The 22,191-nt window shown below is 52.8% G+C and carries 23 protein-coding genes, 2 tRNA genes and 1 pseudogene; 15 read left to right on the top strand and 11 right to left on the bottom strand.

From position 1 onward, the window contains the following. Nucleotides 1-28: 28 nt before the first annotated feature. A tRNA-Ala gene (locus Q4A85_RS03590) sits at nt 29-104 on the top strand. A gap of 606 nt (nt 105-710) precedes the next feature. Here the strand turns inward: Q4A85_RS03590 and Q4A85_RS03585 are convergent. The 4 genes from Q4A85_RS03585 to clpS all read right to left on the bottom strand — a co-directional run bounded on the left by Q4A85_RS03585 (nt 711) and on the right by clpS (nt 4,065). Next, entirely contained in the window at nt 711-1,157 is a 447-nt protein-coding gene (locus tag Q4A85_RS03585; RefSeq protein WP_303107789.1) for a CopD family copper resistance protein, read from the bottom strand. Between the two features lie 44 nt (nt 1,158-1,201). Then, nucleotides 1,202-1,336 carry a hypothetical protein gene (locus Q4A85_RS03580; RefSeq protein ID WP_303107788.1) on the bottom strand — a complete coding sequence of 45 codons (135 nt, stop codon included), beginning with the start codon at nt 1,334-1,336 and terminating at the stop codon, nt 1,202-1,204. 153 nt (nt 1,337-1,489) lie between these two features. After that, nucleotides 1,490-3,763 (bottom strand): ATP-dependent Clp protease ATP-binding subunit ClpA, encoded by a 2,274-nt coding sequence (gene clpA / locus Q4A85_RS03575; protein ID WP_303107787.1) that lies wholly within the window; start codon nt 3,761-3,763, stop codon nt 1,490-1,492. After that, nucleotides 3,760-4,065 carry an ATP-dependent Clp protease adapter ClpS gene (gene clpS / locus Q4A85_RS03570; RefSeq protein ID WP_303107786.1) on the bottom strand — a complete coding sequence of 102 codons (306 nt, stop codon included), beginning with the start codon at nt 4,063-4,065 and terminating at the stop codon, nt 3,760-3,762. Before clpS ends, clpA begins: the two co-directional genes overlap by 4 nt. A gap of 200 nt (nt 4,066-4,265) precedes the next feature. Here clpS and Q4A85_RS03565 point away from each other — a divergent pair, with 200 nt between their 5' ends. The 3 genes from Q4A85_RS03565 to Q4A85_RS03555 all read left to right on the top strand — a co-directional run bounded on the left by Q4A85_RS03565 (nt 4,266) and on the right by Q4A85_RS03555 (nt 6,251). Next, nucleotides 4,266-4,469, top strand: a complete 204-nt coding sequence (locus Q4A85_RS03565; protein WP_003793400.1) for a cold-shock protein — start codon at nt 4,266-4,268, stop codon at nt 4,467-4,469. A 261-nt stretch (nt 4,470-4,730) separates the two neighbouring features. Further along, on the top strand, nt 4,731-5,729 hold the full coding sequence (gene mltG / locus Q4A85_RS03560) for an endolytic transglycosylase MltG (RefSeq protein WP_303107819.1): 999 nt from the start codon (nt 4,731-4,733) through the stop codon (nt 5,727-5,729). A 276-nt stretch (nt 5,730-6,005) separates the two neighbouring features. After that, nucleotides 6,006-6,251 carry a BolA family protein gene (locus Q4A85_RS03555; protein ID WP_303107785.1) on the top strand — a complete coding sequence of 82 codons (246 nt, stop codon included), beginning with the start codon at nt 6,006-6,008 and terminating at the stop codon, nt 6,249-6,251. An 87-nt stretch (nt 6,252-6,338) separates the two neighbouring features. On the opposite strand, the gene Q4A85_RS03550 is transcribed toward Q4A85_RS03555, so the two are convergent. Continuing rightward, a complete protein-coding gene (locus Q4A85_RS03550; protein WP_303107784.1) occupies nt 6,339-6,857 on the bottom strand; it encodes an RDD family protein in 519 nt (172 codons plus the stop codon). Between the two features lie 95 nt (nt 6,858-6,952). Next, entirely contained in the window at nt 6,953-7,906 is a 954-nt protein-coding gene (miaA, locus tag Q4A85_RS03545; RefSeq protein WP_303107818.1) for a tRNA (adenosine(37)-N6)-dimethylallyltransferase MiaA, read from the bottom strand. A 381-nt stretch (nt 7,907-8,287) separates the two neighbouring features. Here miaA and Q4A85_RS03540 point away from each other — a divergent pair, with 381 nt between their 5' ends. Continuing rightward, nucleotides 8,288-9,229 (top strand): metal ABC transporter solute-binding protein, Zn/Mn family, encoded by a 942-nt coding sequence (locus Q4A85_RS03540; RefSeq protein WP_303107783.1) that lies wholly within the window; start codon nt 8,288-8,290, stop codon nt 9,227-9,229. Between the two features lie 491 nt (nt 9,230-9,720). On the opposite strand, the gene Q4A85_RS03535 is transcribed toward Q4A85_RS03540, so the two are convergent. Beyond that, entirely contained in the window at nt 9,721-10,170 is a 450-nt protein-coding gene (locus Q4A85_RS03535; protein WP_303107782.1) for a chorismate--pyruvate lyase, read from the bottom strand. Nucleotides 10,171-10,177: 7 nt separating this feature from the next. Then, nucleotides 10,178-10,750: an oligoribonuclease gene (orn, locus tag Q4A85_RS03530; protein WP_303107781.1), complete on the bottom strand. Its 573-nt coding sequence runs from the start codon at nt 10,748-10,750 to the stop codon at nt 10,178-10,180. 67 nt (nt 10,751-10,817) lie between these two features. Here orn and Q4A85_RS03525 point away from each other — a divergent pair, with 67 nt between their 5' ends. Further along, entirely contained in the window at nt 10,818-11,921 is a 1,104-nt protein-coding gene (locus tag Q4A85_RS03525; RefSeq protein WP_303107780.1) for an FUSC family protein, read from the top strand. A gap of 156 nt (nt 11,922-12,077) precedes the next feature. On the opposite strand, the gene dnaK is transcribed toward Q4A85_RS03525, so the two are convergent. Further along, nucleotides 12,078-14,003 carry a molecular chaperone DnaK gene (gene dnaK, locus Q4A85_RS03520; protein ID WP_303107779.1) on the bottom strand — a complete coding sequence of 642 codons (1,926 nt, stop codon included), beginning with the start codon at nt 14,001-14,003 and terminating at the stop codon, nt 12,078-12,080. Nucleotides 14,004-14,414: 411 nt separating this feature from the next. Here dnaK and tpiA point away from each other — a divergent pair, with 411 nt between their 5' ends. From tpiA to Q4A85_RS03490, 6 genes and pseudogenes are all read left to right on the top strand, one after another. Beyond that, a complete protein-coding gene (gene tpiA / locus Q4A85_RS03515; RefSeq protein ID WP_303107778.1) occupies nt 14,415-15,191 on the top strand; it encodes a triose-phosphate isomerase in 777 nt (258 codons plus the stop codon). Nucleotides 15,192-15,195: 4 nt separating this feature from the next. Continuing rightward, nucleotides 15,196-15,477, top strand: a pseudogene (gene secG / locus Q4A85_RS03510) (preprotein translocase subunit SecG); the annotation flags it as partial. A gap of 334 nt (nt 15,478-15,811) precedes the next feature. Beyond that, a tRNA-Leu gene (locus tag Q4A85_RS03505) sits at nt 15,812-15,897 on the top strand. 85 nt (nt 15,898-15,982) lie between these two features. After that, nucleotides 15,983-16,342, top strand: coding sequence for a hypothetical protein (locus Q4A85_RS03500; RefSeq protein ID WP_303107777.1), 360 nt, complete (start codon nt 15,983-15,985; stop codon nt 16,340-16,342). Nucleotides 16,343-16,347: 5 nt separating this feature from the next. Beyond that, entirely contained in the window at nt 16,348-16,818 is a 471-nt protein-coding gene (locus Q4A85_RS03495) for a hypothetical protein (protein WP_303107776.1), read from the top strand. Continuing rightward, nucleotides 16,818-17,297 carry a DUF523 domain-containing protein gene (locus Q4A85_RS03490; protein WP_303107775.1) on the top strand — a complete coding sequence of 160 codons (480 nt, stop codon included), beginning with the start codon at nt 16,818-16,820 and terminating at the stop codon, nt 17,295-17,297. Before Q4A85_RS03495 ends, Q4A85_RS03490 begins: the two co-directional genes overlap by 1 nt. Before the next feature lie 99 nt (nt 17,298-17,396). On the opposite strand, the gene Q4A85_RS03485 is transcribed toward Q4A85_RS03490, so the two are convergent. Together Q4A85_RS03485 and Q4A85_RS03480 are read right to left on the bottom strand one after the other, a co-directional pair. Then, the gene (locus Q4A85_RS03485) at nt 17,397-18,800 is read right to left on the bottom strand and encodes a DEAD/DEAH box helicase (RefSeq protein WP_303107774.1); all 1,404 of its coding nucleotides are present in this window, start codon (nt 18,798-18,800) and stop codon (nt 17,397-17,399) included. Between the two features lie 107 nt (nt 18,801-18,907). Continuing rightward, a complete protein-coding gene (locus tag Q4A85_RS03480) occupies nt 18,908-19,039 on the bottom strand; it encodes a hypothetical protein (RefSeq protein ID WP_303107773.1) in 132 nt (43 codons plus the stop codon). A gap of 11 nt (nt 19,040-19,050) precedes the next feature. Here Q4A85_RS03480 and Q4A85_RS03475 point away from each other — a divergent pair, with 11 nt between their 5' ends. The 3 genes from Q4A85_RS03475 to Q4A85_RS03465 all read left to right on the top strand — a co-directional run bounded on the left by Q4A85_RS03475 (nt 19,051) and on the right by Q4A85_RS03465 (nt 22,138). Next, on the top strand, nt 19,051-19,755 hold the full coding sequence (locus Q4A85_RS03475; RefSeq protein WP_303107772.1) for a hypothetical protein: 705 nt from the start codon (nt 19,051-19,053) through the stop codon (nt 19,753-19,755). Between the two features lie 342 nt (nt 19,756-20,097). Further along, nucleotides 20,098-21,696: a peptide chain release factor 3 gene (locus Q4A85_RS03470; RefSeq protein ID WP_303107771.1), complete on the top strand. Its 1,599-nt coding sequence runs from the start codon at nt 20,098-20,100 to the stop codon at nt 21,694-21,696. Beyond that, nucleotides 21,689-22,138, top strand: a complete 450-nt coding sequence (locus tag Q4A85_RS03465; RefSeq protein WP_303107770.1) for a PACE efflux transporter — start codon at nt 21,689-21,691, stop codon at nt 22,136-22,138. The genes Q4A85_RS03470 and Q4A85_RS03465 overlap by 8 nt, the downstream gene beginning before the upstream one ends. Nucleotides 22,139-22,191 lie beyond the last annotated feature (53 nt).

The following is a 22,191-nucleotide window of genomic DNA, read 5'->3' as shown; positions in this document are numbered from 1 at the left end:
TCATCCATTCCAACTTATTTTAGTAATCGGGGGTATAGCTCAGTTGGTAGAGCGCTTGCATGGCATGCAAGAGGTCAGCGGTTCGATCCCGCTTACCTCCACCATAAAACGGAAATCCTAGCTGCAATGGCTAGGATTTTTTGCGTTTGTTTATTTGATTTGTCTCTTGTTTACTGGCTGGGCTGGATTAAGGCAGCCTGAAATATTGGCAAAACCGTAGGTCGGGCATTGATGCCCGACATTTTTAGTTGTGGCAATACAAATAACAGTCTGTTTTTAAAATTTTTTCTAAACATCAAACAAGATTCCCGCCTGCGCGGGAATGACGGCATTTGTTGATTTCAGGCTGCTGTTTAAGAACCTGTATTCACTATTCTCATAGGCATCTTTTATGCCCTAAAAACGCGGCTACTGCATTAAAAATGCTCGCAAGGTGTCCAACCTTGCTGTGCTTTTTGCCTTGTATCCGCGCTTTTATTTCATAAAATCTGTCTATGGAAATAGTGAATACAGGTTCTAAGTTTTACAAAGGCAGCCTGAAAACCCAATCGGGTGGTCTCCTAAAAAGTATGCTGACTTGATTATGGTTGATAGCAAGCAGTATTGGGTAAAAACTCCGCAATCTGTTCCCTCTCCCGCCAGCGGGGGAAGGAACAGCAGTGCAGCATACTTTTTAGGACACTACCCCCAATCGCACAGTTTGCCATCATCTACGCAAAATAAAACATCGCTTTCGCCAAAAACACAATCAACACCATCTGCGTGAACACCGCAGCGTGAATGTATTTTGACCACCCCACCGTAAGTGTATGCGTTTTCATTTTGTAAACCGCGATAACAAAATGAACCAGAATGCAAAACGCGAGCAAAATTTTGAGCGACAGCATGGTGGCAAAGCCGCCTGAAAACGGATGGCGCAACACGCTGGCATAGCGATGCGCCATGGTTAGCCCCGATAAAAACACGCCGCTTACCACCCAAGGCATCACGCGCACGGCGCGATACGACAAGGCGCGTTCCACTTCGCGGCGGGCTTCGCGCGACACGCGCTTGCTATGCATCACGCTGAGCACAAGGGCTTCAAAAAACACGCCGCCCACAAAGGTGATGGCGCAGTATAAATGGATGATGTGGGCATAGGGGTAGAGAGCAGACATGGGTATTCCTTTTCAGGCTGCCGATGCGCCGTGGTGGCGCGTGTTTAAATAATCATTCGTGGCAATACGGTTACCGCATCGCTTGCGTTTTCAGGCTGCCTAATATGGATAAGGCAGCCTGAAACCTTTACAAAACCTGTAACCGATGGAGCGTTAGCGGCTCGCCGACATCTTGGCAAATCAGTAGCGCAATGTTTGAAGTGTTGGCGACGAGCCGTCGCCGCTCCATTTTCAATTTCAGGCTGCTGTTAGGGGGTTTGCAAAGGTTTCAGCCTGAAAATCATGTTACGTGCTGAATACTACGCCATCCCATCAGGCAGCCTGAAAACAGCCTACGCCGCTTCCTTTTCCAGCCCCACTTTCGCCGCGTTCATCTCTAACACCACCTTCTGCGCTTCGTTGTCCCAATCAATCGCCACGCTGCCGCCGTTTGATAGCTTGCCAAACAGCAGTTCATCGGCAAGGGCTTGGCGGATTTCGCTTTGGATAAGGCGTTGCATCGGGCGCGCGCCCATTTGCGGGTCAAAGCCTTTGGCGGCAAGGTGTTCGCGCAACGCGCTGCCAAAAGTGGCGGCAACGTTTTTCGCGGCAAGCTGTTCGCTAAGCTGGGCAAGGAATTTATCCGCCACGCGCAGGATGATTTCGGGCGTGAGCGGCGCAAACGGCACAATGGCATCCAAGCGGTTGCGAAACTCGGGGGTGAAGGTTTTTTTGATGGCTTCCATTTCATCGCCGCGCTCGTGTTTGCCTGTGAAGCCAAAGTTGGCGCGGTTGAGCGTTTGCGCGCCCGCGTTGGTGGTCATGATGATGATTACGTTGCGAAAATCTGCGCTTTTGCCTGTGTTGTCGGTAAGCCTGCCTGCATCCATCACTTGCAGGAACACGTTGTAAATATCGGGATGCGCTTTTTCCATTTCGTCCAACAGCAGCACGCAATGCGGATGCTTGTTGATGGCTTCGGTGAGCAAGCCGCCTTGGTCAAAGCCCACATAGCCAGGGGGCGCGCCGATAAATCGGGTTACGGCAAACGGCTCGGAATATTCCGACATATCAAAGCGTTGCAGCGTGATGCCCAGCGCGTTGGCAAGTTGGCGCGCCACTTCGGTTTTGCCTACGCCTGTGCTGCCTGAAAACAAAAAGCTGCCAATCGGTTTTTCAGGCTGCCCCAAGCCCGATCGGGCGAGCTTGATGGCGGTGGTAATCAAATCAATCGCTTCGTCTTGCCCGAACACTTTGGCTTTGAGTGTGTCGGCAAGGTGGCGCAGCACGGTTTTGTCATCGTGCGACACGGTGGTTTCGGGAATGCGGGCGATTTTGGCGATGACGCGCTCAATCTCGTTTTTGCCGATTTCCTCTTGGCGGTTTTCAGGCTGCGCGATGCGTTGCGCCGCGCCTGCTTCGTCAATAATATCAATGGCTTTATCGGGCAAGAAACGCTCGTTGATGTATTTTGCCGACAGCTCTGCGGCAGCCTGAAAAGCATCGTCGGTGTAATGCACGTTGTGGTGCGCTTCAAACATCGGCTTCAAGCCTTGCAAAATCTGCACGGTTTCGGAAACGCTGGGCTCGCCGATGTCTATTTTTTGGAAACGGCGGTTGAGCGCGTGGTCTTTGGCAAACACGGTGCGGTATTCGTCGTACGTTGTTGCGCCAATGCAGCGTAGCTGCCCTTTTGCCAACGCTGGTTTGAGCAGGTTGGACGCATCCATCACGCTGCCTTGCGTGCTGCCCGCACCAATCATAGTGTGGATTTCGTCAACAAACAACAAAGCATTAGGCACCGCCGCCAGCGCTTTGAGCACCGCTTTCACCCGCGCTTCAAAATCACCGCGATATTTCGCCCCCGCCAAGAGCGCGCCCATATCCAGTGAATACACTTGCGCCTTTGCCAACACTTCGGGCACTTGGTTTTGCTCAATTAAATACGCCAAACCTTCTGCCAGCGCGGTTTTGCCCACGCCCGCTTCGCCCACCAGCAAAGGATTGTTTTTGCGACGACGGCACAACACTTGCAGCATCCGTTCCATTTCCGCCGCCCGCCCAATCAGCGGGTCAATGCGCTCGGCTTTCACTTCGGCGTTGAGATGGATGGTGTAGGCTTCCAGCGGATTATCGGCAAGATTGTTGTCGTCATCATCATCGCGCGAATGCGACGGCGAACCCGAATTCAGGCTGCCTGAACGATGCGAGAAATAGCGCAACAAATCAATGCGTTTAACCGAATGCAGCTGCAAGAAATACACCGCGGGGCTGTCTCCCTCGTCCAACAGCGCAATCAACACATCCTCGGGCAACACCTTATCCTGCGATGAATGCTGCACATGAATCATCGCCCGCTGAATCACGCGCTGAAAACCCACCGTTGGCTGCGGCTCGTGCACCGTTTGCCCCGCAGGGTAAGCAGGCGTGTTTTCATCAATGCTCTCTTGCAATTGCACCATCAGCAGCGCCGTTTCCACGCCGCAATGTTGCAACGCTGCGTTCACATCGGCTGAACCTTGCACAATCGCCAACAGCAAATGCTCCAAGCCCACCATTTCATGCCGCGCGTTTTTGGCGTTGGTGTATAAATCTTGCAAAATCAGTTCAAGTTCTTTTGAAATCATAGAGACACTTCCTCAATCGTACACATCAGCGGATGCCCTGCTTCTTCGGCAAGCAGCATCACTTGTTGTTGCTTGGTTTCGGCAATATCGCGCGTATAAACACCACACAAGCCTTTGCCATTATGGTGCACTTCAAACATGATGCTCACAGCGCGGCTTTCAGGCAGCCTGAAAACATCTTGCAGCACATCCACCACAAAATCCATCGGCGTGTAATGATCGTTTAACAGAAAAACGCCGTATTTTTTGGGCGGCGCCAGTTGGGTTTTTTGCGATTGGTGCGTGGTTTGCGATAGGCTCATATTTTCGTTTCTGTTGTATTTTTTGTTATTTTAATGAAAAAGTTTGTTTTTGCCTAAACAAAACTTGACGCTTCTGGTTAAAGTGAGTAAAACGTCAAACAGCATTTAGGGTGCGTTCAGAACCGTTTTTCGCAGAGAACTACTTTTAAACTTACCCTGATTGCTTTTTGTTTATTAATTTTTGTAAGAAAGTAGCATTTATGGCAACTGGTACAGTTAAATGGTTTAACGACGCTAAAGGTTTTGGTTTTATTACTCCTGATGAAGGCGGCGAAGATTTGTTCGCTCACTTCTCTGCGATTAACATGGAAGGCTTCAAAACATTGAAAGAAGGTCAAAAAGTTTCTTTTGATGTAACCACTGGCCCAAAAGGCAAACAAGCCGCAAACATCCAAGGCGCGTAATCGCGTTTAACCCGCTTAACGGATAACACAAAGCAGATGACCCGCAAGTTATCTGCTTTTTTCGTGGGTGATTTTTATAGCCAATTGTTTGGCGCGGTTTTGCGGTTTTCAGGCTGCCTTGGGCGATATTTGCGCGGGCGCGGTTGCTTGTTCCGCCATCCGCAAAGGCAGCCTGAAAGCGAGTTTACGAGCTTCTGCGCAGCTAAAACGGATATTGCCGATTTAAGCTATAATTCTATTTTCAACGATATTTTTATTTTTATGATTGTTAAACGTTTTTTGGCTGTTTTGGTTATTCTGTTGCTCATTGGCGGCGCGTATGCCGCTTTATTGTTTGCGCCTAAAAACAACGGCGCGCCTTATCGCTTGGTGGTGGAAAAGGGGCAAGGCATTTCGGCGGTGGGGCGCAAATTGGCAGCGGACGACAAGATTTACAGCCGCTATGTGTTGCTATCGGCGGCATACGCGCTGGGCGTGCACGATAAGCTCACCAGCGGCAGCTATCGTTTCAATGGGCGCGTTTCCAGCTGGGAGATTTTGCAGCATTTGCGCAAAAACAGCCCTGATTTGGTTTCGGTGCAAATTGTTGAAGGGATGCGGTTTAGCCAGATGCGCCGCGTGGTGAATCAGGCGGAGAATATTCGGCACGATACGCGCGCGTTGAGCGATGCGGAATTGCTGAAAAAAATTGACCCCGATGCGGTGTCGGATAACCCCGAAGGGCTGTTTTTCCCCGACAGCTATGAGATTGCGGCGGAAAGCAGCGATATGCAGATTTTTCAGGCTGCCTATAAGGCGATGCAGCGCGAGTTGAACAAGGCTTGGGATGGTAAACAAGCGGGGCTGCCGTATCAAAAGCCGTATGATTTGCTGATTATGGCGAGCTTGGTGGAAAAGGAAACGGGGCATGAAGACGACAGGGGCAATGTGGCGGCGGTGTTTCGCAATCGTTTGGCAAAGGGGATGCGTTTACAAACCGACCCGACGGTGATTTATGGCATGGGCGCGGCGTATCAGGGCAAAATTCGCAAGGCGGATTTGCAGCGCGACACGCCGTATAACACCTACACGCGCGATGGTTTGCCGCCCACGCCGATTGCGCTGCCGAGCCGTGCGGCGTTGCAGGCGGCGGCAAACCCTGCCGACAGCGATTATTTGTATTTTGTTTCGCGCATGGACGACACGGGGCGCAGCCAGTTTAGCCGCACGCTGGATGAGCATAATGCGGCGGTGCGGAAGTATATTTTGAAGAAGAAGTGAGCGGGATGGGTTTCAGGCTAAAACCTTTGCAAAACCCAAAACACAACAAGAAATAGTAAACGCTCCGTCATTCCCGCGCAGGCGGGAATCTTAGCTAAATTTACACAATGGCTTGTTTTTGCGTAGATTTTTGAATATCAAACAAGATTCCCGCCTACGCGGGAATGACGGCATTTCTTGTGTTTCAGGCTGCCTATGCGATGGAACAAAGGCAGCCTGAAATATTTGTTGATTGTGCTAAAATCGCGCGTTTTTCACACACCACTAAGGATTAAAATGTTGTTTCCAGAACAAGTTAAAGAGCTGATTGCCCAAGTTACCCCTTGCGAATTGATTGAAGTGGAAGGCGACGGGCATCATTTTTTTGCCAAGATTGTATCGGCTTCGTTTGAAGGCAAGGCGCGATTGGCGCGACATCGTTTGATTAAAGACGGCTTGGCGGAAAAGCTGGCGAGCAATGAATTGCACGCGCTGTCTATCACCGTGGCGGCAACGCCTGCGGAATGGGCGGCGAAGCAGTAAGCCTGTGAACATAATAAGGCAGCCTGAAAATGTGTTGAATGCGTTTTCAGTTTTCAGGCTGCCTTTTTTTATGTTTACAACGCCCGCTCACTCGCCCACCTGCCGCAAATCAATCAATTCCGTCCCTGCCAGCCAGTCATACAAAAACTGTTTACGCGGATTAAACAGGGCAAAGCCCCACGGCAATATCCACCAAAACAGCGCGGCGGTGGCGGCGTTTTTGCCGTGCCAGCCAAGTTGTTGCAAAGCGGCGTAGGCAAGCAGCGGGAGAAACACCAGCAGCACGCACGCCCATGCGAAGCGGATAAAGAGCTGCTTTTTGTTGGGACGGCTGCCTGCAAGGTTGATTAAGCCAATTTGCCACACGCGCATCGGCAGCGTTTGCCCTTCGCGCTGCCAGTTCAGGCGAAAATATTGCCACCATGCCAGCAGAAAAACGAGACTGGTCAGCAGCGGGATGGCGGGGGTAAGCGCGGGCGCGTTGCGGGTTATGGCGGTGTTGATAATGCCTGCGGCGATGCCTGCGAGTATGGTTACCGAGCCAATCAGCAGGCTTTCATACAGCAAGGCGGCGCAGCGGCGTTTAAGCGGGGCAATGGGGCGCATGGGGTGTCCTGTGGTGGGGTAAGGCAGCCTGAAAATGGGATAAGAGAATGGTCGTTCTCCCCTTTTTCAGGCTGCCTTTGGCGTGATGGGATGGATTAGGCAGCCTGCGGAGCGAAGCTAAAATGCCGTTGCACAGCAGCAATCGCGGCGGTGTGATACCCGCTGGCAAACGGGTCTAACACGCTATCGGCGGGGATTTTGCGCAGCCATGTAAGCTGGCGTTTGGCAAGCTGGCGCGTGGCGGCTTGCCCTTGCGCGACAAATTGGGCAAAGTCGGTTGCGCCGTCTAAATGTTGCCACGCTTGGCGGTAGCCCACGCAGCGCATGGATGGCATATCGGGGTGCAGCGCGGGATAGCGTTGCCGCAATTGGCGCACTTCGTCTAAAAAACCGTGTTCAATCATTTGGTTAAAGCGTTGGTTGATTTGCGCGTGCAGTAGGCTGCGGTCGCTGGGAAGCAGCGCGAGCGTGTGCAGATTGAGCGGCGCGGCGGCGGTGGCAGATTCGGCAAGATGTTGGCTCATCGGCTTGCCTGTAAGCTGGTGGATTTCTAGCGCGCGTTCTATGCGCTGGCTGTCGTTGGGCTTCAAGCGGGCGGCGGTGGCGGGGTCTAGCCGTTGCAATTCGTTGTATAAAAAGGCTAATCCGTGTTCGGCTTTGGTGGCTTGAAGCTGAGCGCGGATGGCGGGGCTGGCTTCGGGCAGGTCGTTTAAGCCTTGCGTGAGCGCGTGGTAATACATCATTGTGCCGCCGACAATCAGCGGCAGGCGTTGGCGGGCGTGGATTTCGTTTACCAGCCGTGTGCAATCGCGCACAAAATCCGCCGCGCTGTATGCGTCCATCGGGCTGATGATGTCAATCAGATGATGCGGCACGGCGGCCAGCTCGGCTGCGCTGGGCTTGGCGGTGCCGATGTTCATGTCGCGGTACACCAATGCGCTGTCTAGACTGATGATTTCGCAGGGAAATTGTTGCGCGATGGCAAGGGCTAGGGCGGTTTTGCCGCTGGCGGTTGCGCCAAGTATGGCAAAGGCTTTGGGATGGGGCATGATGGTGGCGTAAACAAAAGGGGGCGGATTATACGGGCTTTCAGGCTGCCTTGGGGGATGGATGGACAGCCTGAAACCTTTGCAAAGCCCCCCAATCTGCCCAACTATCGTCATTCCCGCGCAGAAATGATGGTATTTTTTGTTTTTCAGGCTGCCTTTGGGTGCAAATAGGCAGCCTGAAACGCGGTGTGGCGCAATAAAACAGCGTGAACAATCAACCTGCCGTATGGCTTTGCGCCTGCACCGTTTATCGCGCCATACCAATTTTTGCTTACGCATCAGTCGTTTAAAACAATGTAATACCATAACACAAAATCCGTGTATAATCGCCGCCGTTTTGTCTTAACCACCAGCTACATATTTACACAAGGAGAACACACCATGCCCCATCGCACACTCAAATCCACCGTTTTAGCTGTGGCTTTAACCTTTTCAGGCTGCCTTTGGGCAGACGCTTTGCCCGTAGTAACCAGTTTTAGCATTTTGGGCGACGTTGCCCAGCAAATTGGCGGCGATCGCGTGCAAGTAACCAGCTTGGTGGGCGCAGACCAAGACGCGCACGCCTATCAGCTATCCAGCGGCGATGTGAAAAAAATTGCCGCCGCAAAATTGGTGCTGCTTAACGGCTTGGGCTTGGAAAGCGGCGAAGTGCTGCGCGCGGTAAAACAAAGCCATGTGCCCTACGCCGAAGCCACGCAAGGCATCACGCCACTGAAAGCCGAAGAAGAACACGCGCATCATCACCACGACCACGATGAACATGACCACGACCATGCAGAGCATCATCACCACGACCATGGCGAATTTGACCCCCATGTGTGGAGTGACCCCGTGTTGATGCAAAAATACGCCGAAAACGTTGCCAAAGCCCTGATTAAAGCAGACCCCGCAGGTGCGAGCTATTACCAAGCGCGGTTTAAAAATTATTCAGGCGAATTGGTGAAACTGGATGGCTACGCCCGCCAGCAGTTCAACGCCATCCCGCGCGACAAGCGCAAAGTGCTCACAGGGCACGATGCGTTTAACTACATGGCAAAACGCTACGGCATCACCTTTCTTGCGCCGCAGGGCGTGAGCACCGAGGGCGAGACTTCGGCAAAAACCGTTGCCGCGATTATTCGCCAGATTAAACAGCAAGGCGTGAAAGCCGTGTTCACCGAAAACATCAAAGACGGGCGCATGGTGCAACGCATCGCGCAGGAAACAGGCGCAAAAGTGGGCGGCGTGTTGTATTCGGACGCGCTCTCCAAAGGCGCGCCCGCCAAAACCTATGCCGATATGTTCCGCTACAACGTGAAAACAATGGCAGGGGCGATGAAGTGACCGCGCCACCTTGCCCACTGCTTTTTCAGGCTGCCTTGTTGTGAATCTACACAAACAGGAGAGCGGTTTGACTATTTTGTCTGGCAGTTGAACCGTATAGAGGATGAAACGCAATAGGCAGCCTGAAAATGGAAAACCTGTATCTCTGGTGGGATACAGGTTTTTTTGTGGATGGTTTAAGAACCTGTATTCACTATTTTCATAGGTAGATTTTATGACATAAAAGCGCGAATACAAGGCAAAAAGCGCAGCAAGGTTGAACACCTTGCGAGCATTTTTAACGCGGCAGCCGCGTTTTTAGGGCATGAAAGATGCCTATGAAAATAGGGTGGTGTCCTAAAAAGTATGCTGACTTGATTATGGTTGATAGCAAGCAGTATTGGGTAAAAACTCCGCAATCTGTTCTCTCTCCCGCCAGCGGGGGAAGGAACAGCAGTGCAGCATACTTTTTAGGACACTACCTGAAAATAGTGAATACAGGTCCTAAAGCTTCAGGCTGCTTTAATCCCCGCCGCCGCAAGCAAAAACCCTTCCACCAAATCCAGCCTATCGCCGTGGTAATCAAACGATGACCGCCGCGCCAGCACATACGGCGGCGCAAGCGCAAACTGCAAGGGGCTGCGCGTGAGCGGTAGGCAGCCTGAAAACAGTATCTGCCCTAGCGGCGTTGTGCCGCAATCCAGCCACTCGCGCCAAGCCGAATCCAACGCGCACACGCTTTGCGCCTGCACCACCGCCACGCCATCCAGCAGCAGCGTAACGCGCCGCGCAAATTGCCGTTGATGCAGCCTGAAAACGCCTGCGCCGCCCTGCGTTTCGCCCAGCTCATCCAGTTGCACGGCAAAATTGCCCCGTTGCGACAACGCCGCCGTGAGCGATTGCGCCGTTGCCAAATCGCGGGCGATGGGGCTGGCAGGCAAATCGATGTGCCACGTTATCATGCGCGGGCTACTCAGCGGCGGGCTGGGATGCGTTTTCAGGCAGCCTTAAAAAGGTGTCGCGGTAATATTTCAGCTCGTCTATGCTTTCCAAAATATCGTCCAACGCCTTGTGCGAACCTTTTTTTACCACGCCTTTATACACCGCAGGATGCCAACGCCGCGCCAATTCTTTCAGCGTGGACACATCCAAATTGCGATAGTGGAAAAACGCTTCCAAGCGCGGCATATATTTCACCATAAAGCGGCGGTCTTGATGAATGGTGTTGCCGCACATCGGCGTGGCGTTGGCGGGCAGCCACGCGCTCATAAAATCCAGCAGCTTTTGCTCCACATCCGCTTCGGTGTAGTGCGATGCTTTCACCCGCGCGGTTAAGCCCGTGCGCGCGTGCGTGGTGGTGCACCATTCGTCCATGTTGTCCATAATCTCATCGCTTTGATGGATGGCAAACACTTCCGATTGCGCCAGCACGTTCAAATCTTTATCCGTGATAATCATCGCCACTTCAATAATCTTGTCTGTTTCGGGGTTCAGCCCCGTCATTTCCATATCCAGCCAGCAAAGATTGTTTTGGTCTTTCATTGATTGACTACTTTCTGCTACACAAAACGCGCTATTATACGCCATTCCCTTTTTCAGGCTGCCTATCATGCCCCATCGTCTATCCAACTGGTTCAAAGAATGGTTCAACCCCTATAAACGCTATCAACACCACCGCGCCATGCACGCCATCCGCCTATCGCTTGCCGTGGTGTGCGCCATTCTCATCGCCCATTTGGGCAACATTGAACACGGCGAGTGGATTGCCATGACCGTATTCGTGCTGCTCGGCAGCGTGCCCTATCAAGGCGCAATCAACAGTAAAGCCTACGAGCGCACCATCGGCACGGTGCTGGGCATGGCAATCGGCATCGCGCTCATTTGGCTCAACCACAATATGCTGCACAACAACCCGCTCTATTTCATCATCATCGCCATCGTCAGCGGCATCAGCGGCTGGCACACGCTCGGCAACTATGGCTACGCCGCCATGCTCGCAGGGCTGACCATGACGATGCTGCTGGGCAATGTGAGCAACGACTGGCTACACGCAGGCATCGTCCGCGCAATAAACGTCATCATCGGCGTGGTGATTGTGTTGATTGCCTCCATGCTCATCTCCATCAAATCCATGCTCACATGGCGATTTTTACTCTCCGACAATCTCGCCACCTGCGCCCACCAATTCTCGCTGATTACCATACACAAAGCCCTATCCGAAGAAACCCAAGCCGCCCTATGGCTAGAACAACGCAGCCTGAACGTGCGGCTGGTCAAATCTCGCAGCCTGCTCGCCCCCACCGCCCATGAAAGCAAAATCAACCTTGCCCTGCTAGACAGCATCCAACAAAGCCAGCGCAACATCGTCAGCAGCATCAACCTTATGCTCGCCACCGTGCCCAAGCTGCCCAAAGCCCGCCTAAGCGTTGAAGACGAACAGCTGCTCAGCCGCCACTTCGCCACCCTGCAACACGACCTACACCGCGCATCCAAGCTGCTCAAAGGCGAATGGCGACAGCCCATCAGCATCCAATTCCCCGAAGAAGACCAAATCCGCACCATCGCCGCCAAGCTGCCCTTTGAAACCCAAGGCTTCGTGTGGATGAGCCTGAACATCCGCAGCGAACTTGCCAACCTGCTTACCCTGCTGCAATCACAACGTGAAAAATGGCTGACACCAGCGGAGAAAGAGAAATTGGGCGTAGGGCAGTAGGGCGATGTATGCGTTTTCAGGCTGCATTTGAACACGCGCCAAAGGCAGCCTGAAAATCATCGTTTCAGGCTGCCTTCAATATTATTCAAGCAAAAAAGCAGCCTGAAAACGCTTATTACACATTTTCAGGCTGCCACACTATCCACTAATCAGCGATTACTTCTCATCTTTCACTTCTTGGAAATCCGCGTCCACCACATCATCATCTTTCTTATCCGATGCAGCCGCGCCGCTTGCCGCGCCTTTTTCCGCTTCCGCCTGTGCTTGGGCATACACAATTTCGCCCAATTTTTGGCTGGCTTCGCCCAAGGCTTCCGCTTTGGCTTCAATTTCCGCTTTATCGTCGCCTTTCACCGCTTCTTCCGCCGCTTTCACCGCCGCTTCAATTTTCTCTTTATCCGCCGCGTCCAGCTTATCGCCGTGTTCGCTCAACGATTTGTTCACAGAATGGATTAACGCTTCCGCATGGTTGCGGCTTTGCACCAGCTCATGCAGTTTTTTATCCTCTTCCGCATTCGCTTCCGCATCTTTCACCATGCGCTCAATTTCCTCCTCGCTCAAACCAGAAGAACCTTGAATGGTGATGTTTGCCGCCTTGCCTGTGCCTTTGTCTTTGGCAGAAACGTGCAAAATGCCGTTCGCGTCAATATCAAAAGTAACTTCAATTTGCGGCATACCGCGTGGCGCAGGCGCGATGTCACCCAAGTTAAATTGCCCTAGCGATTTGTTAGCAGACGCACGTTCACGTTCGCCTTGCAACACATGAATGGTTACCGCAGGTTGGTTGTCTTCCGCCGTAGAGAATACTTGCGATGCTTTGGTGGGGATAGTCGTGTTTTTGTTGATGAGTTTGGTCATCACGCCGCCCATGGTTTCAATGCCCAGCGACAATGGAGTAACGTCCAGCAACAGCACGTCTGCGCGACCGCCACCCAACACTTCGCCTTGAATCGCCGCGCCCACGGCAACCGCTTCATCAGGGTTCACGTCTTTGCGTGGTTCTTTGCCAAAGAAGTCTTTAACGGCTTCTTGCACTTTCGGCATACGGGTTTGACCACCCACCAAAATCACGTCATCAATATCGCTCGCGCTCAAACCTGCGTCTTTCAACGCGATTTTGCACGGCTCAATAGAACGCGCTACCAAATCTTCCACCAAGCCTTCAAATTTGGCGCGGGTAAGTTTCATCGCCAAGTGTTTCGGGCCGGTTGCGTCCATGGTGATATAAGGCAGGTTGATTTCGGTTTGTTGCCCGCTGGACAATTCAATTTTGGCTTTTTCTGCCGCTTCTTTTAAGCGTTGCAATGCCATTACATCGTTTTTCAAATCAATGCCTTGCTCTTTTTTGAACTCGACGATGATGTGGTCAATAATGCGTTGGTCAAAGTCTTCGCCGCCCAAGAAAGTGTCGCCGTTGGTCGCCAATACTTCAAATTGTTTGTCACCGTCCACATCGGCAATTTCAATAATGGAAATATCAAATGTGCCGCCACCCAAGTCATACACGGCGATTTTGCGGTCGCCCTTGCTGCCTTTGTCCATGCCAAACGCCAATGCGGCTGCGGTAGGCTCGTTGATGATGCGTTTTACGTCCAAGCCCGCGATGCGACCTGCGTCTTTGGTGGCTTGGCGTTGGCTGTCGTTGAAGTAGGCGGGCACGGTTACCACGGCTTCGGTTACTTTTTCGCCCAAATACGCTTCGGCGGCTTCTTTCATTTTACGCAACACTTCGGCGGAGATTTGTGGCGGAGACAATTCTTTGCCTTGCGCTTTCACCCATGCGTCGCCGTTGTCGGCTTTGATGATTTCAAACGGCATGGTTTCAATGTCGCGTTGCACTTCTGTATCGCTAAATTTATGACCAATCAAGCGTTTTGCCGCATAAATGGTGTTTTTGGCGTTGGTTACGGCTTGGCGTTTAGCGGGCGCGCCCACCAAGATTTCGCCGCCGTCCAAATAAGCAACCACGGAAGGCGTGGTGCGCGCGCCTTCTGCGTTTTCAATCACTTTGGTTTGACCGTTTTCGGAAATAGCCACGCATGAGTTGGTCGTGCCTAAATCAATACCGATTACTTTTGCCATGTTTGTTTGCTCCTTAAATGCAATTAAAAATAAATGGTGCGCGGGATAAACTGCCTTTTCAGGCTGCCTGAAAGCCATCGCCGCGCCTTGATGGCTTGCTAGATAAGGGGCGTTTTTTGGTTTTCAAGAGTAGGCAAACAAAATTTTCAGGCTGCCTAGGGGCTATTGACATTCAATTTTTGCAGCGGATTTTCCGTCAGAAAATGGTAGATACAAGGAAAAAATGCGAGCCTATGCCGTCCATAGGCGAGTATTTTTAACGCAGCAGATGCCGTTTTAGGGCGTAAAAGTCGCCAAAATGTTGATTGTCAGCAGCCCCTAAACCGCGCAACAAAGGCAGCCTGAAAACCACAAATTGCGCTACAATCGCCCTAGCCAACACTTTCAGGCTGCTCCAACAAAGGGAAAATCATGGAACAAGAAATCAACATCTGGCAACAAAAATGGGTTGTCGGCAACTGGAAAATGAACGGACAACTCCACAACAACAACAATCTTGTCCACAAGCTGCGCCAACTGCCCGCTGCCGCCAACGTGTGCATCGGCATCAGCCCGCCCACCGTCTATTTATTGCAAGTTCACAACGCCGTGCAAATTGTGCTGGACAACAAAATCCACGTTTGCGCCCAAGATGTGAGCCGCTTCCCCGATAAAGGCGCGTATACAGGTGAAGTTTCCGCCGAAATGATGCGCGATGTGGGCGTGGACATTGTGCTCATCGGGCACTCCGAGCGCAGCCTTTATTTCAACGAAAAAAACGACGTGCAACGTCTAAAAATAGAAAACGTGTTAAACGTAGGCTTAATTCCGCTGCTGTGCGTGGGCGAAAGCCTGAAAGAGCGCGAAGACGGGCGCGAAAAAGAAGCCGTTGCTTACCAGCTTTCCGTGTTCAAAGGGCTGAAAACCCAAAACTTCGCCGTTGCCTATGAACCCGTATGGGCGATTGGCACAGGAAAAGTCGCAACAAAAGAACAAATTGCCGATATGCACGCATTTATTTACAGCGAAATCTTGTCATTATGTGGCAACGATGCTAATATCCGCGTTCTTTATGGCGGCAGCGTAAACGATACCAATGCCGCCGAAATTTTTAGCGTACCCCACGTTGACGGCGCACTCGTTGGCGGCGCATCGCTCAAATACGATGCCTTTACCGCCATCATCCAAGCCGCACAAAACACTCAATAAACCAATGGCAGCCTTTAAAACACTTATCTTAGTTATCAATATTTTCTCGTCTATCGGCGTAGTTTGCCTTGTGCTGATGCAACAAGGCAAAGGCGCAGACGCGGGCGCAGGTTTTGGTGGCTCAGGCAGTGCGCAAGGCGTGTTTGGTTCAGCGGGTAACGCAAACTTTCTTACCCGCATGACGGCTGTGTTTGCCACCATATTTTTTGCGTCCAGCCTAGCGTTAGGCTATGTGCACAGCAGCAACCGCAATCAAGGCATTGATTTTAGCAACGTGCAACAAAGCACACCTGTTGCTGCTTCTGCGCCAGTTAGCACCAATGCTTCGCCAGCCGCAATGCCACAACAAGCCGCTCCTGTCGCCAGCAATGCAGCATTAGCATCATCAGCAAGCGAAACAGTTTCTGCTTCGGCAAGTGCGGCAGCCATTGCGCCCGTAGCAGCGAGTGCAGCAGCCAGCGAGCCTAAACAAACCGCCAGCGAGCCCGCTGCCACAAAACAAGATAGCAAAAAGGCAGAGCCTGCTAAAAGCAAAACCAAAGCCGATGCCCATAAAAACAACGCCAGCAAAAACAAAAATGCCAAACCCGCTGGCAAGCAAGAGAAAAAATAAACTTTACGCCGACATGGTGAAATTGGTAGACACGCTATCTTGAGGGGGTAGTGAGCCTAGCTCGTGCGAGTTCAAGTCTCGCTGTCGGCACCAACACGAAAGCAGCTATTTTTAGCTGCTTTTCCTTTTATCTATTTTCAGGCTGCCTTGTGCTGCCTTTGTTCAGAAAGGATAAATCATGTATTTTGTGGACCGCAGCGCGGTGGTGCTTAAACCCACCGAACATTTCCTAGCGTGGCTAAACAGCACGCAAGACGATATGCCCGATTTAACGCTGGCGCAGTTGCGCGCTAATTGCAGCGTGTTTTTGATTCCTGTGTTTGATGAGCCAGAAGAAGCGGTGGCGTATTTTGATGAACGCTATTTGGGCATTTTCAAAGCCGAGTTGGCGGGCTGGACGTTGGACGAATCCACCTATCCCAAAAACTTGGATTTGGAAACGTTTTGGCAGTTTTTTGAGCTGGAAGTGCACGATTCGGTGTTGGATTTGGAAGAAGCCGAGCTGCAAATCACGCCTGTGTTTGACAACATGGCATAGCGGCGATGCAATCGTTTCGCGCCGATTTTGTGGCTTCGCGCGTGGGGCGCGGCTTGGCTTTGGGCTATGCTGCGCTGCTGGTTGGCGCGGTATGCGTTTACTTTTCAGGCAGCCTGAAATGTGGTTTGCTGGCGGCGATTGCGGCGTGCGGCGCGTGGGCGGCATGGCGCAAACCGCGTTACGATGTGAAACGTTTGATGGTGGACAATCAGGGCTTTGCGGCGGTGTTTATCGGCGATGAAGCCTTTGCCGCGCAGCCGATTTCAGGCTGCCTTGCAACGCGCTGGGTGTGCTTTATCCATTGGCAGACGATGGATGCGACGTTTTGGCAATGCGTGTTCTACGATGCCACCGATGCAGCGGCGTTTCGCCAGTTGCGGCTGTGGCTGGAATATGGGCAGCCCACGCGGGCGCAGATTAAGCGGCGCACGGGAATGGAGATTGGCGTGCGCAAACCGCGCAAGGGGATGTTTTGATGCGCAGTATAAAAGGCAGCCTGAAACGCTATTCAACGGAGCAAAAGATGAAAGACGAGCAGCCTTGCGTACTGGTGAGCGCGTGCATTTTGGGCGCAAACTGCAAATTCAACGGCAAAAACAATTACAGCGCACGCGCGGCGGCGTATTTGGCGGGGAAGAAAGTGTTGCCGATTTGTCCCGAAATATTGGCAGGCTTGCCCACGCCGCGCGAACCTGCGGAACTCATCAACGGCAGGGTAACGGAATGCTCGGGGCGCGATGTGCACGAGATTTACCAGCATGGAGTAGCGCAAGCCATTGCGACGATTGGGCAGCGCAAGATTAGCCATGCGGTGTTGCAATCGCGCAGCCCAACTTGCGGTGTGAATAATGTGTACGATGGCTTGTTTACGGGGAAGCTGGTGGCGGGCAGCGGGTTGTTTGCGCAGCGGCTGCGGGAGTTGGGGATTGAGGTGGTGGATGTGGAAGATGTGTAGTGTGAACAATAAAAGGCAGCCTGAAAACGTGTGATGTGGTTTTAGCTTCGCTGAAACTCACTTCGCTCGTTTTCAGGCTGCCTTTTATTGCGCAACCAACTACGCTTCCACGCCAAAATTGCGTTGCAGCAAGGCGCAAGTACGCCGTTCTCTGCCACGACGGCGACTGCTGGTGCGCGGGGGGATGCTGCTGGCATCCACGGTGGGGATTTCTTGATTGCGATTGTTGCGCTCGTTGCGCGATGTGCGGCGGTCGTTTTTCTCGCTGCGTTCTGGTGGCTCGCGGTCGTTGCGGCGTGATGATGGGCGCGCGCTGTTTTCGTTTTTCAGGCTGCCTTCTGCTTGTGCTTGTTCCCAGCGTGGCTCAAAGCCTTCAATGCGCGAAATCGGCAATTCGTTGCCTGTTAGGGCTTTGATGGCTTCGTACATTTTTTGCTCGGTCTCGTCCATCAGCGAAATCGCCACGCCGTCTGCGCCTGCGCGTCCTGTGCGCCCGATGCGGTGCACATAATCTTCAGCTTGGGTGGGCAGTTCGTAGTTCACCACAAACGGCAGCTCGGCGATGTCTAAGCCGCGCGCGGCAACGTCTGTTGCCACCAACACGCGCAACTCGCCCGATTTAAACTGGTTGAGCACATCCAGCCGCGTTTGCTGCGATTTGTCGCCGTGAATGGCGTTGGCAGACAGCCTACGGCGCACCAAATCGCGCGAGACTTGGTCGGCGGATTGTTTGGTTTTGCAGAACACGATGACTTGGTTCATGTTCAAATCCACAATCAGCCGCTCCAAAAGCTCGCGTTTGCGGTGGCTGTCAATGGAGATAACGTGTTCTTCCACATTGGCATTGGTGGTGTTTTGCGCGGCAACTTCCACGATTTGCGGCGCGTTCATAAAGTCTTGCGCCAGCTTGCGGATGGCGGGGGCGAAGGTGGCGGAGAATAGCAGCGTTTGGCGCGGCTTGGGCAGCATTTGCATGATGTTGCGGATGTCGTCAATAAAGCCCATGTCCAGCATACGGTCGGCTTCGTCCAGCACCACGATTTCTACTTTGCTCAAATTGATGTTTTTTTGTTTAACGTGGTCAAGCAGTCGCCCTACGGTGGCCACCACGATTTCGCAGCCTGCGCGTAAATCGGCGGTTTGCTTGTTCATGTTTACGCCACCAAACAGCACGGTGTGGCGCAGCGGCAGATTTTTGATGTAGTTTTGCGTGTTTTGGTCAATTTGGTCGGCAAGCTCGCGCGTGGGGGTGAGCACCAGCATCCGCACGGGATGCATGGCGGGCGATGCGCTGGCGTTGGCGTAGCGTTTTAGCCGTTCTAGGCTGGGCAGCATAAAGGCGGCGGTTTTGCCTGTGCCTGTTTGCGCGGCGGCGAGCAGGTCGTGCCCTGCTAAGGCTTTGGGGATGGCGGCGGTTTGGATGGGGGTGGGGGTTTGGTAGTTTTGCGCGGCTAGGGCGGTGGCGATTTCGTGCCCTAAGCCCAGTTCGGTAAATGCGGTCATGGTGGGGGTCTTTCTTGGTTATTTTGGTTTTCAACCTTGCGCGTTGCGCTGCGGTATACCCCTTTATACCCAAATCAAAGATTTGGACAAAGGGGCAAGGCTGCCTATTATTGGTTGGATTTAAAGGCAGCCTGAAACGGATAAATGTCGTTATTCCTACGCAGGCGGGAATAATGATGTGAATAGATTGGGTGGTTTGAAAAGATTTCAGGCTGAAAAATCATGCGCCATTTTATCAAACATTCGCTGCTTGCTGCGAACGGTCTTGCTGTTGCTGCGCTTGTTGATTGCGTTAGGCGCATGTTGCCGTTCTTTGCCTTTTCAGGCTGCCTTTCTTCTCTGCAATACTATCCGTCGCGTCCCTGCGGATAATGGCAGTATTCCAACAAGGAGCAAGCCATGTCCAGCATTCAAAAAAATCTCGCCCACAACCCCGCACGCCATCAGCCTGTATGCCGAGCAGATGATACAGCGGCGGCGGCTTGATTACAAACTGTCCTACTCGTTTCTCAACAACAGCAACTGGGATACCGACATCACCCAGTCGCTCGGGCTGGCCGACGAACTGGAAGAGCATCCCGATAAACAGCACATCGCCCGCAAGCTGCTTACTGCGTGGCGCCAGCAAATCCAGCATCTGCATTCAGACAACCTCGACTACACCCAAGCCTACTGCAACATCGACTTTGTTGCCCGCAGGCTCGGTTTGAACGAAGCCGAGCAGGCGATGCTGCGCTTTGCCTTACACATGAACCGCGAAAACGCCCTGCGCGACACCGCCCGCCTATTTCACGCCCATTTCACCACCGTGTGCCGCTTTATTGCCGACATCAGCAGAGTCAGCCACCACCGCTTCGCCCCGTTTGCCAACAGCCAAAGATGGCTCGACGCACTCGCCCAAGAATGCAGCCTGAAACAGCAAAACGGCGGGCGGCACAGCATCAGCTTCTGCTAGCCTTGCCGGCATTTAGGACAGCCTGAAAATAAGAACCTGTATTCACTATTTCCATAGGCAGATTTTATGACATAAAAGCGCGGATACAAGGCAAAAAGCGCAGCAAGGTTGGACACCTTGCGAGCATTTTTAACGCAGTAGCCGCGTTTTTAGGGCATAAAAGATGTCTATGGAAATAGTGAATACAGGTTCTAAGGTTTCAAGCTGCCTATGTTTCCCCGCACAGGCAGCCTGAAACGCCAAAAACGTTTACAATACGCCCTTTCATTTTTCCCGTTTCAGGCTGCCTGATGCCAAAGGCAGCCTGAAAATCATTATTACCCGTTTAAACAAAGAGTCCCTATGTCTGAAATTCTAGAAAACGTGCGCCGCCGCCGCACCTTCGCCATCATCTCCCACCCCGACGCGGGTAAAACCACGCTCACGGAAAAGCTGCTGCTGTTTTCGGGCGCAATCCAAAGCGCGGGCACGGTCAAGGGCAAGAAAAGCGGCAAGTTCGCCACGTCCGACTGGATGGAGATTGAAAAGCAGCGCGGCATTTCCGTTGCGTCCAGCGTGATGCAGTTTGACTACCACGACCACACCGTCAACCTGCTGGACACCCCCGGCCACCAAGACTTCTCGGAAGACACCTACCGCGTGCTCACGGCTGTGGACAGCGCATTGATGGTGATTGATGCCGCCAAAGGCGTGGAAGCGCAAACCATCAAACTGCTCAACGTCTGCCGCCTGCGTAACACGCCCATCGTAACCTTTATGAACAAATACGACCGCGAAGTGCGCGATTCGCTGGAACTCTTGGACGAAGTAGAAAATATTTTAAAAATCCGCTGCGCGCCCGTTACTTGGCCGATCGGCATGGGCAAAAACTTCAAGGGCGTGTACCACATTCTCAACGATGAGATTTACCTGTTTGAAGCGGGTGGCGAGCGGCTGCCGCACGAATTTGACGTGATTAAAGGCATCAACAATCCCGAGCTGGAACAACGCTTTCCGCTGGAAATCCAGCAGCTGCGCGACGAGATTGAGCTGGTTCAGGCTGCGTCCAACGAGTTCAGTTTGGACGAATTTTTGGCGGGCGAACTCACGCCCGTGTTCTTCGGTTCGGCGATTAACAACTTCGGCATTCAGGAAATCTTGAACTCGCTGATTGACTGGGCACCCGCGCCGCAGCCGCGCGATGCCACCGTGCGCCAAGTTGCGCCCGATGAAGCCAAGTTTTCGGGATTTGTGTTCAAAATCCAAGCCAATATGGACCCGAAACACCGCGACCGCATCGCCTTTTTGCGCGTCTGCTCGGGCAAGTTTGAGCGCGGCATGAAGATGAAGCACCTGCGCATCAACCGCGAAATCGCCGCCAGCAGCGTGGTTACGTTTATGTCGCACGACCGCGAGCTGGTGGAAGAAGCGTTTGCGGGCGACATCATCGGCATCCCGAACCACGGCAACATCCAAATCGGCGACAGTTTCTCCGAAGGCGAACAACTGGCGTTCACCGGCATCCCCTTCTTCGCGCCCGAACTGTTCCGCAGCGTTCGCATCAAAAACCCGCTTAAAATCAAGCAACTGCAAAAAGGTTTGCAACAGCTCGGCGAAGAAGGCGCGGTTCAAGTCTTCAAACCGATGAGCGGCGCAGATTTGATTTTGGGCGCGGTGGGCGTGTTGCAGTTTGAAGTGGTAACGTCGCGGCTGGCGAACGAATACGGCGTGGAAGCGGTGTTTGACAACGCGGCGATTTGGTCGGCGCGCTGGGTGTCGTGCGATGACAAGAAAAAACTGGCGGAGTTTGAAAAAGCCAACGCGGCAAACTTGGCGGTGGACGCAGGAGGCAATCTCGCCTATCTCGCGCCCAACCGCGTGAATTTGAATTTAACCGAAGAGCGTTGGAAAGATATTGTGTTCCACGAAACGCGCGAGCATTCGGTGAAATTGAATGATTGAAACAGAAAGGCAGCCTGAAATGTCCTTGCGCGAGCGGATTTTTCAGGCGGTGTTGTTTGAAGTGCTGCTGGTGGCGTTGTCCAGCATCGCGGTGGTGCTGCTGACGGCGCATCAGGCGGGCGAAACCACGCTCACCATGATAACGATTGCGCTGGTGGCTCTGGCGTGGAATGTGGTGTTTAACGCAGGGTTTGACCGCTGGTTTACCGCGCCGCGCATAGAACGCGGGGCAAAGGTGCGGCTGCTGCACGCGGTGCTGTTTGAAGGCGGGCTGATGCTGCTGACCGTGCCGATTATCGCGTGGCTGATGGATATGGGCTGGTGGGAAGCGGTGGCGATGGACATCGGCATGACGCTGGCGGTGATGGGCTACACGGTGGTGTTTCATTGGTGTTACGACCATGCGCGGGCGGAGATTGTGCGGCGACGGGCGGATAAGTAGGCAGCCTGAAACCCAAAATGGAGCGGCGACGGCTCGTCGCCAAATTGTCTATT

Source organism: Kingella sp. (in: b-proteobacteria) (assembly GCF_030527935.1).
Taxonomy (GTDB): domain Bacteria; phylum Pseudomonadota; class Gammaproteobacteria; order Burkholderiales; family Neisseriaceae; genus Kingella_B.
Note: the sequence above shows the minus strand (reverse complement) of the source record. Positions and strands in the feature narration are given on the sequence as shown.

Coding starts and splice junctions, on each gene's coding strand:
- Q4A85_RS03485 (WP_303107774.1), bottom strand. CDS start 18,800: ATGACCGCATTTACCGAACTGGGCTTAGGGCACGAAATCGCCACCGCC.
- Q4A85_RS03540 (WP_303107783.1), top strand. CDS start 8,288: ATGCCCCATCGCACACTCAAATCCACCGTTTTAGCTGTGGCTTTAACC.
- Q4A85_RS03495 (WP_303107776.1), top strand. CDS start 16,348: ATGCAATCGTTTCGCGCCGATTTTGTGGCTTCGCGCGTGGGGCGCGGC.
- Q4A85_RS03565 (WP_003793400.1), top strand. CDS start 4,266: ATGGCAACTGGTACAGTTAAATGGTTTAACGACGCTAAAGGTTTTGGT.
- tpiA (WP_303107778.1), top strand. CDS start 14,415: ATGGAACAAGAAATCAACATCTGGCAACAAAAATGGGTTGTCGGCAAC.
- clpA (WP_303107787.1), bottom strand. CDS start 3,763: ATGATTTCAAAAGAACTTGAACTGATTTTGCAAGATTTATACACCAAC.
- orn (WP_303107781.1), bottom strand. CDS start 10,750: ATGAAAGACCAAAACAATCTTTGCTGGCTGGATATGGAAATGACGGGG.
- Q4A85_RS03550 (WP_303107784.1), bottom strand. CDS start 6,857: ATGCGCCCCATTGCCCCGCTTAAACGCCGCTGCGCCGCCTTGCTGTAT.
- Q4A85_RS03555 (WP_303107785.1), top strand. CDS start 6,006: ATGTTGTTTCCAGAACAAGTTAAAGAGCTGATTGCCCAAGTTACCCCT.
- mltG (WP_303107819.1), top strand. CDS start 4,731: ATGATTGTTAAACGTTTTTTGGCTGTTTTGGTTATTCTGTTGCTCATT.
- clpS (WP_303107786.1), bottom strand. CDS start 4,065: ATGAGCCTATCGCAAACCACGCACCAATCGCAAAAAACCCAACTGGCG.
- dnaK (WP_303107779.1), bottom strand. CDS start 14,003: ATGGCAAAAGTAATCGGTATTGATTTAGGCACGACCAACTCATGCGTG.
- Q4A85_RS03585 (WP_303107789.1), bottom strand. CDS start 1,157: ATGTCTGCTCTCTACCCCTATGCCCACATCATCCATTTATACTGCGCC.
- Q4A85_RS03470 (WP_303107771.1), top strand. CDS start 20,098: ATGTCTGAAATTCTAGAAAACGTGCGCCGCCGCCGCACCTTCGCCATC.
- Q4A85_RS03490 (WP_303107775.1), top strand. CDS start 16,818: ATGCGCAGTATAAAAGGCAGCCTGAAACGCTATTCAACGGAGCAAAAG.
- Q4A85_RS03525 (WP_303107780.1), top strand. CDS start 10,818: ATGCCCCATCGTCTATCCAACTGGTTCAAAGAATGGTTCAACCCCTAT.
- Q4A85_RS03535 (WP_303107782.1), bottom strand. CDS start 10,170: ATGATAACGTGGCACATCGATTTGCCTGCCAGCCCCATCGCCCGCGAT.
- miaA (WP_303107818.1), bottom strand. CDS start 7,906: ATGCCCCATCCCAAAGCCTTTGCCATACTTGGCGCAACCGCCAGCGGC.
- Q4A85_RS03465 (WP_303107770.1), top strand. CDS start 21,689: ATGATTGAAACAGAAAGGCAGCCTGAAATGTCCTTGCGCGAGCGGATT.
- Q4A85_RS03500 (WP_303107777.1), top strand. CDS start 15,983: ATGTATTTTGTGGACCGCAGCGCGGTGGTGCTTAAACCCACCGAACAT.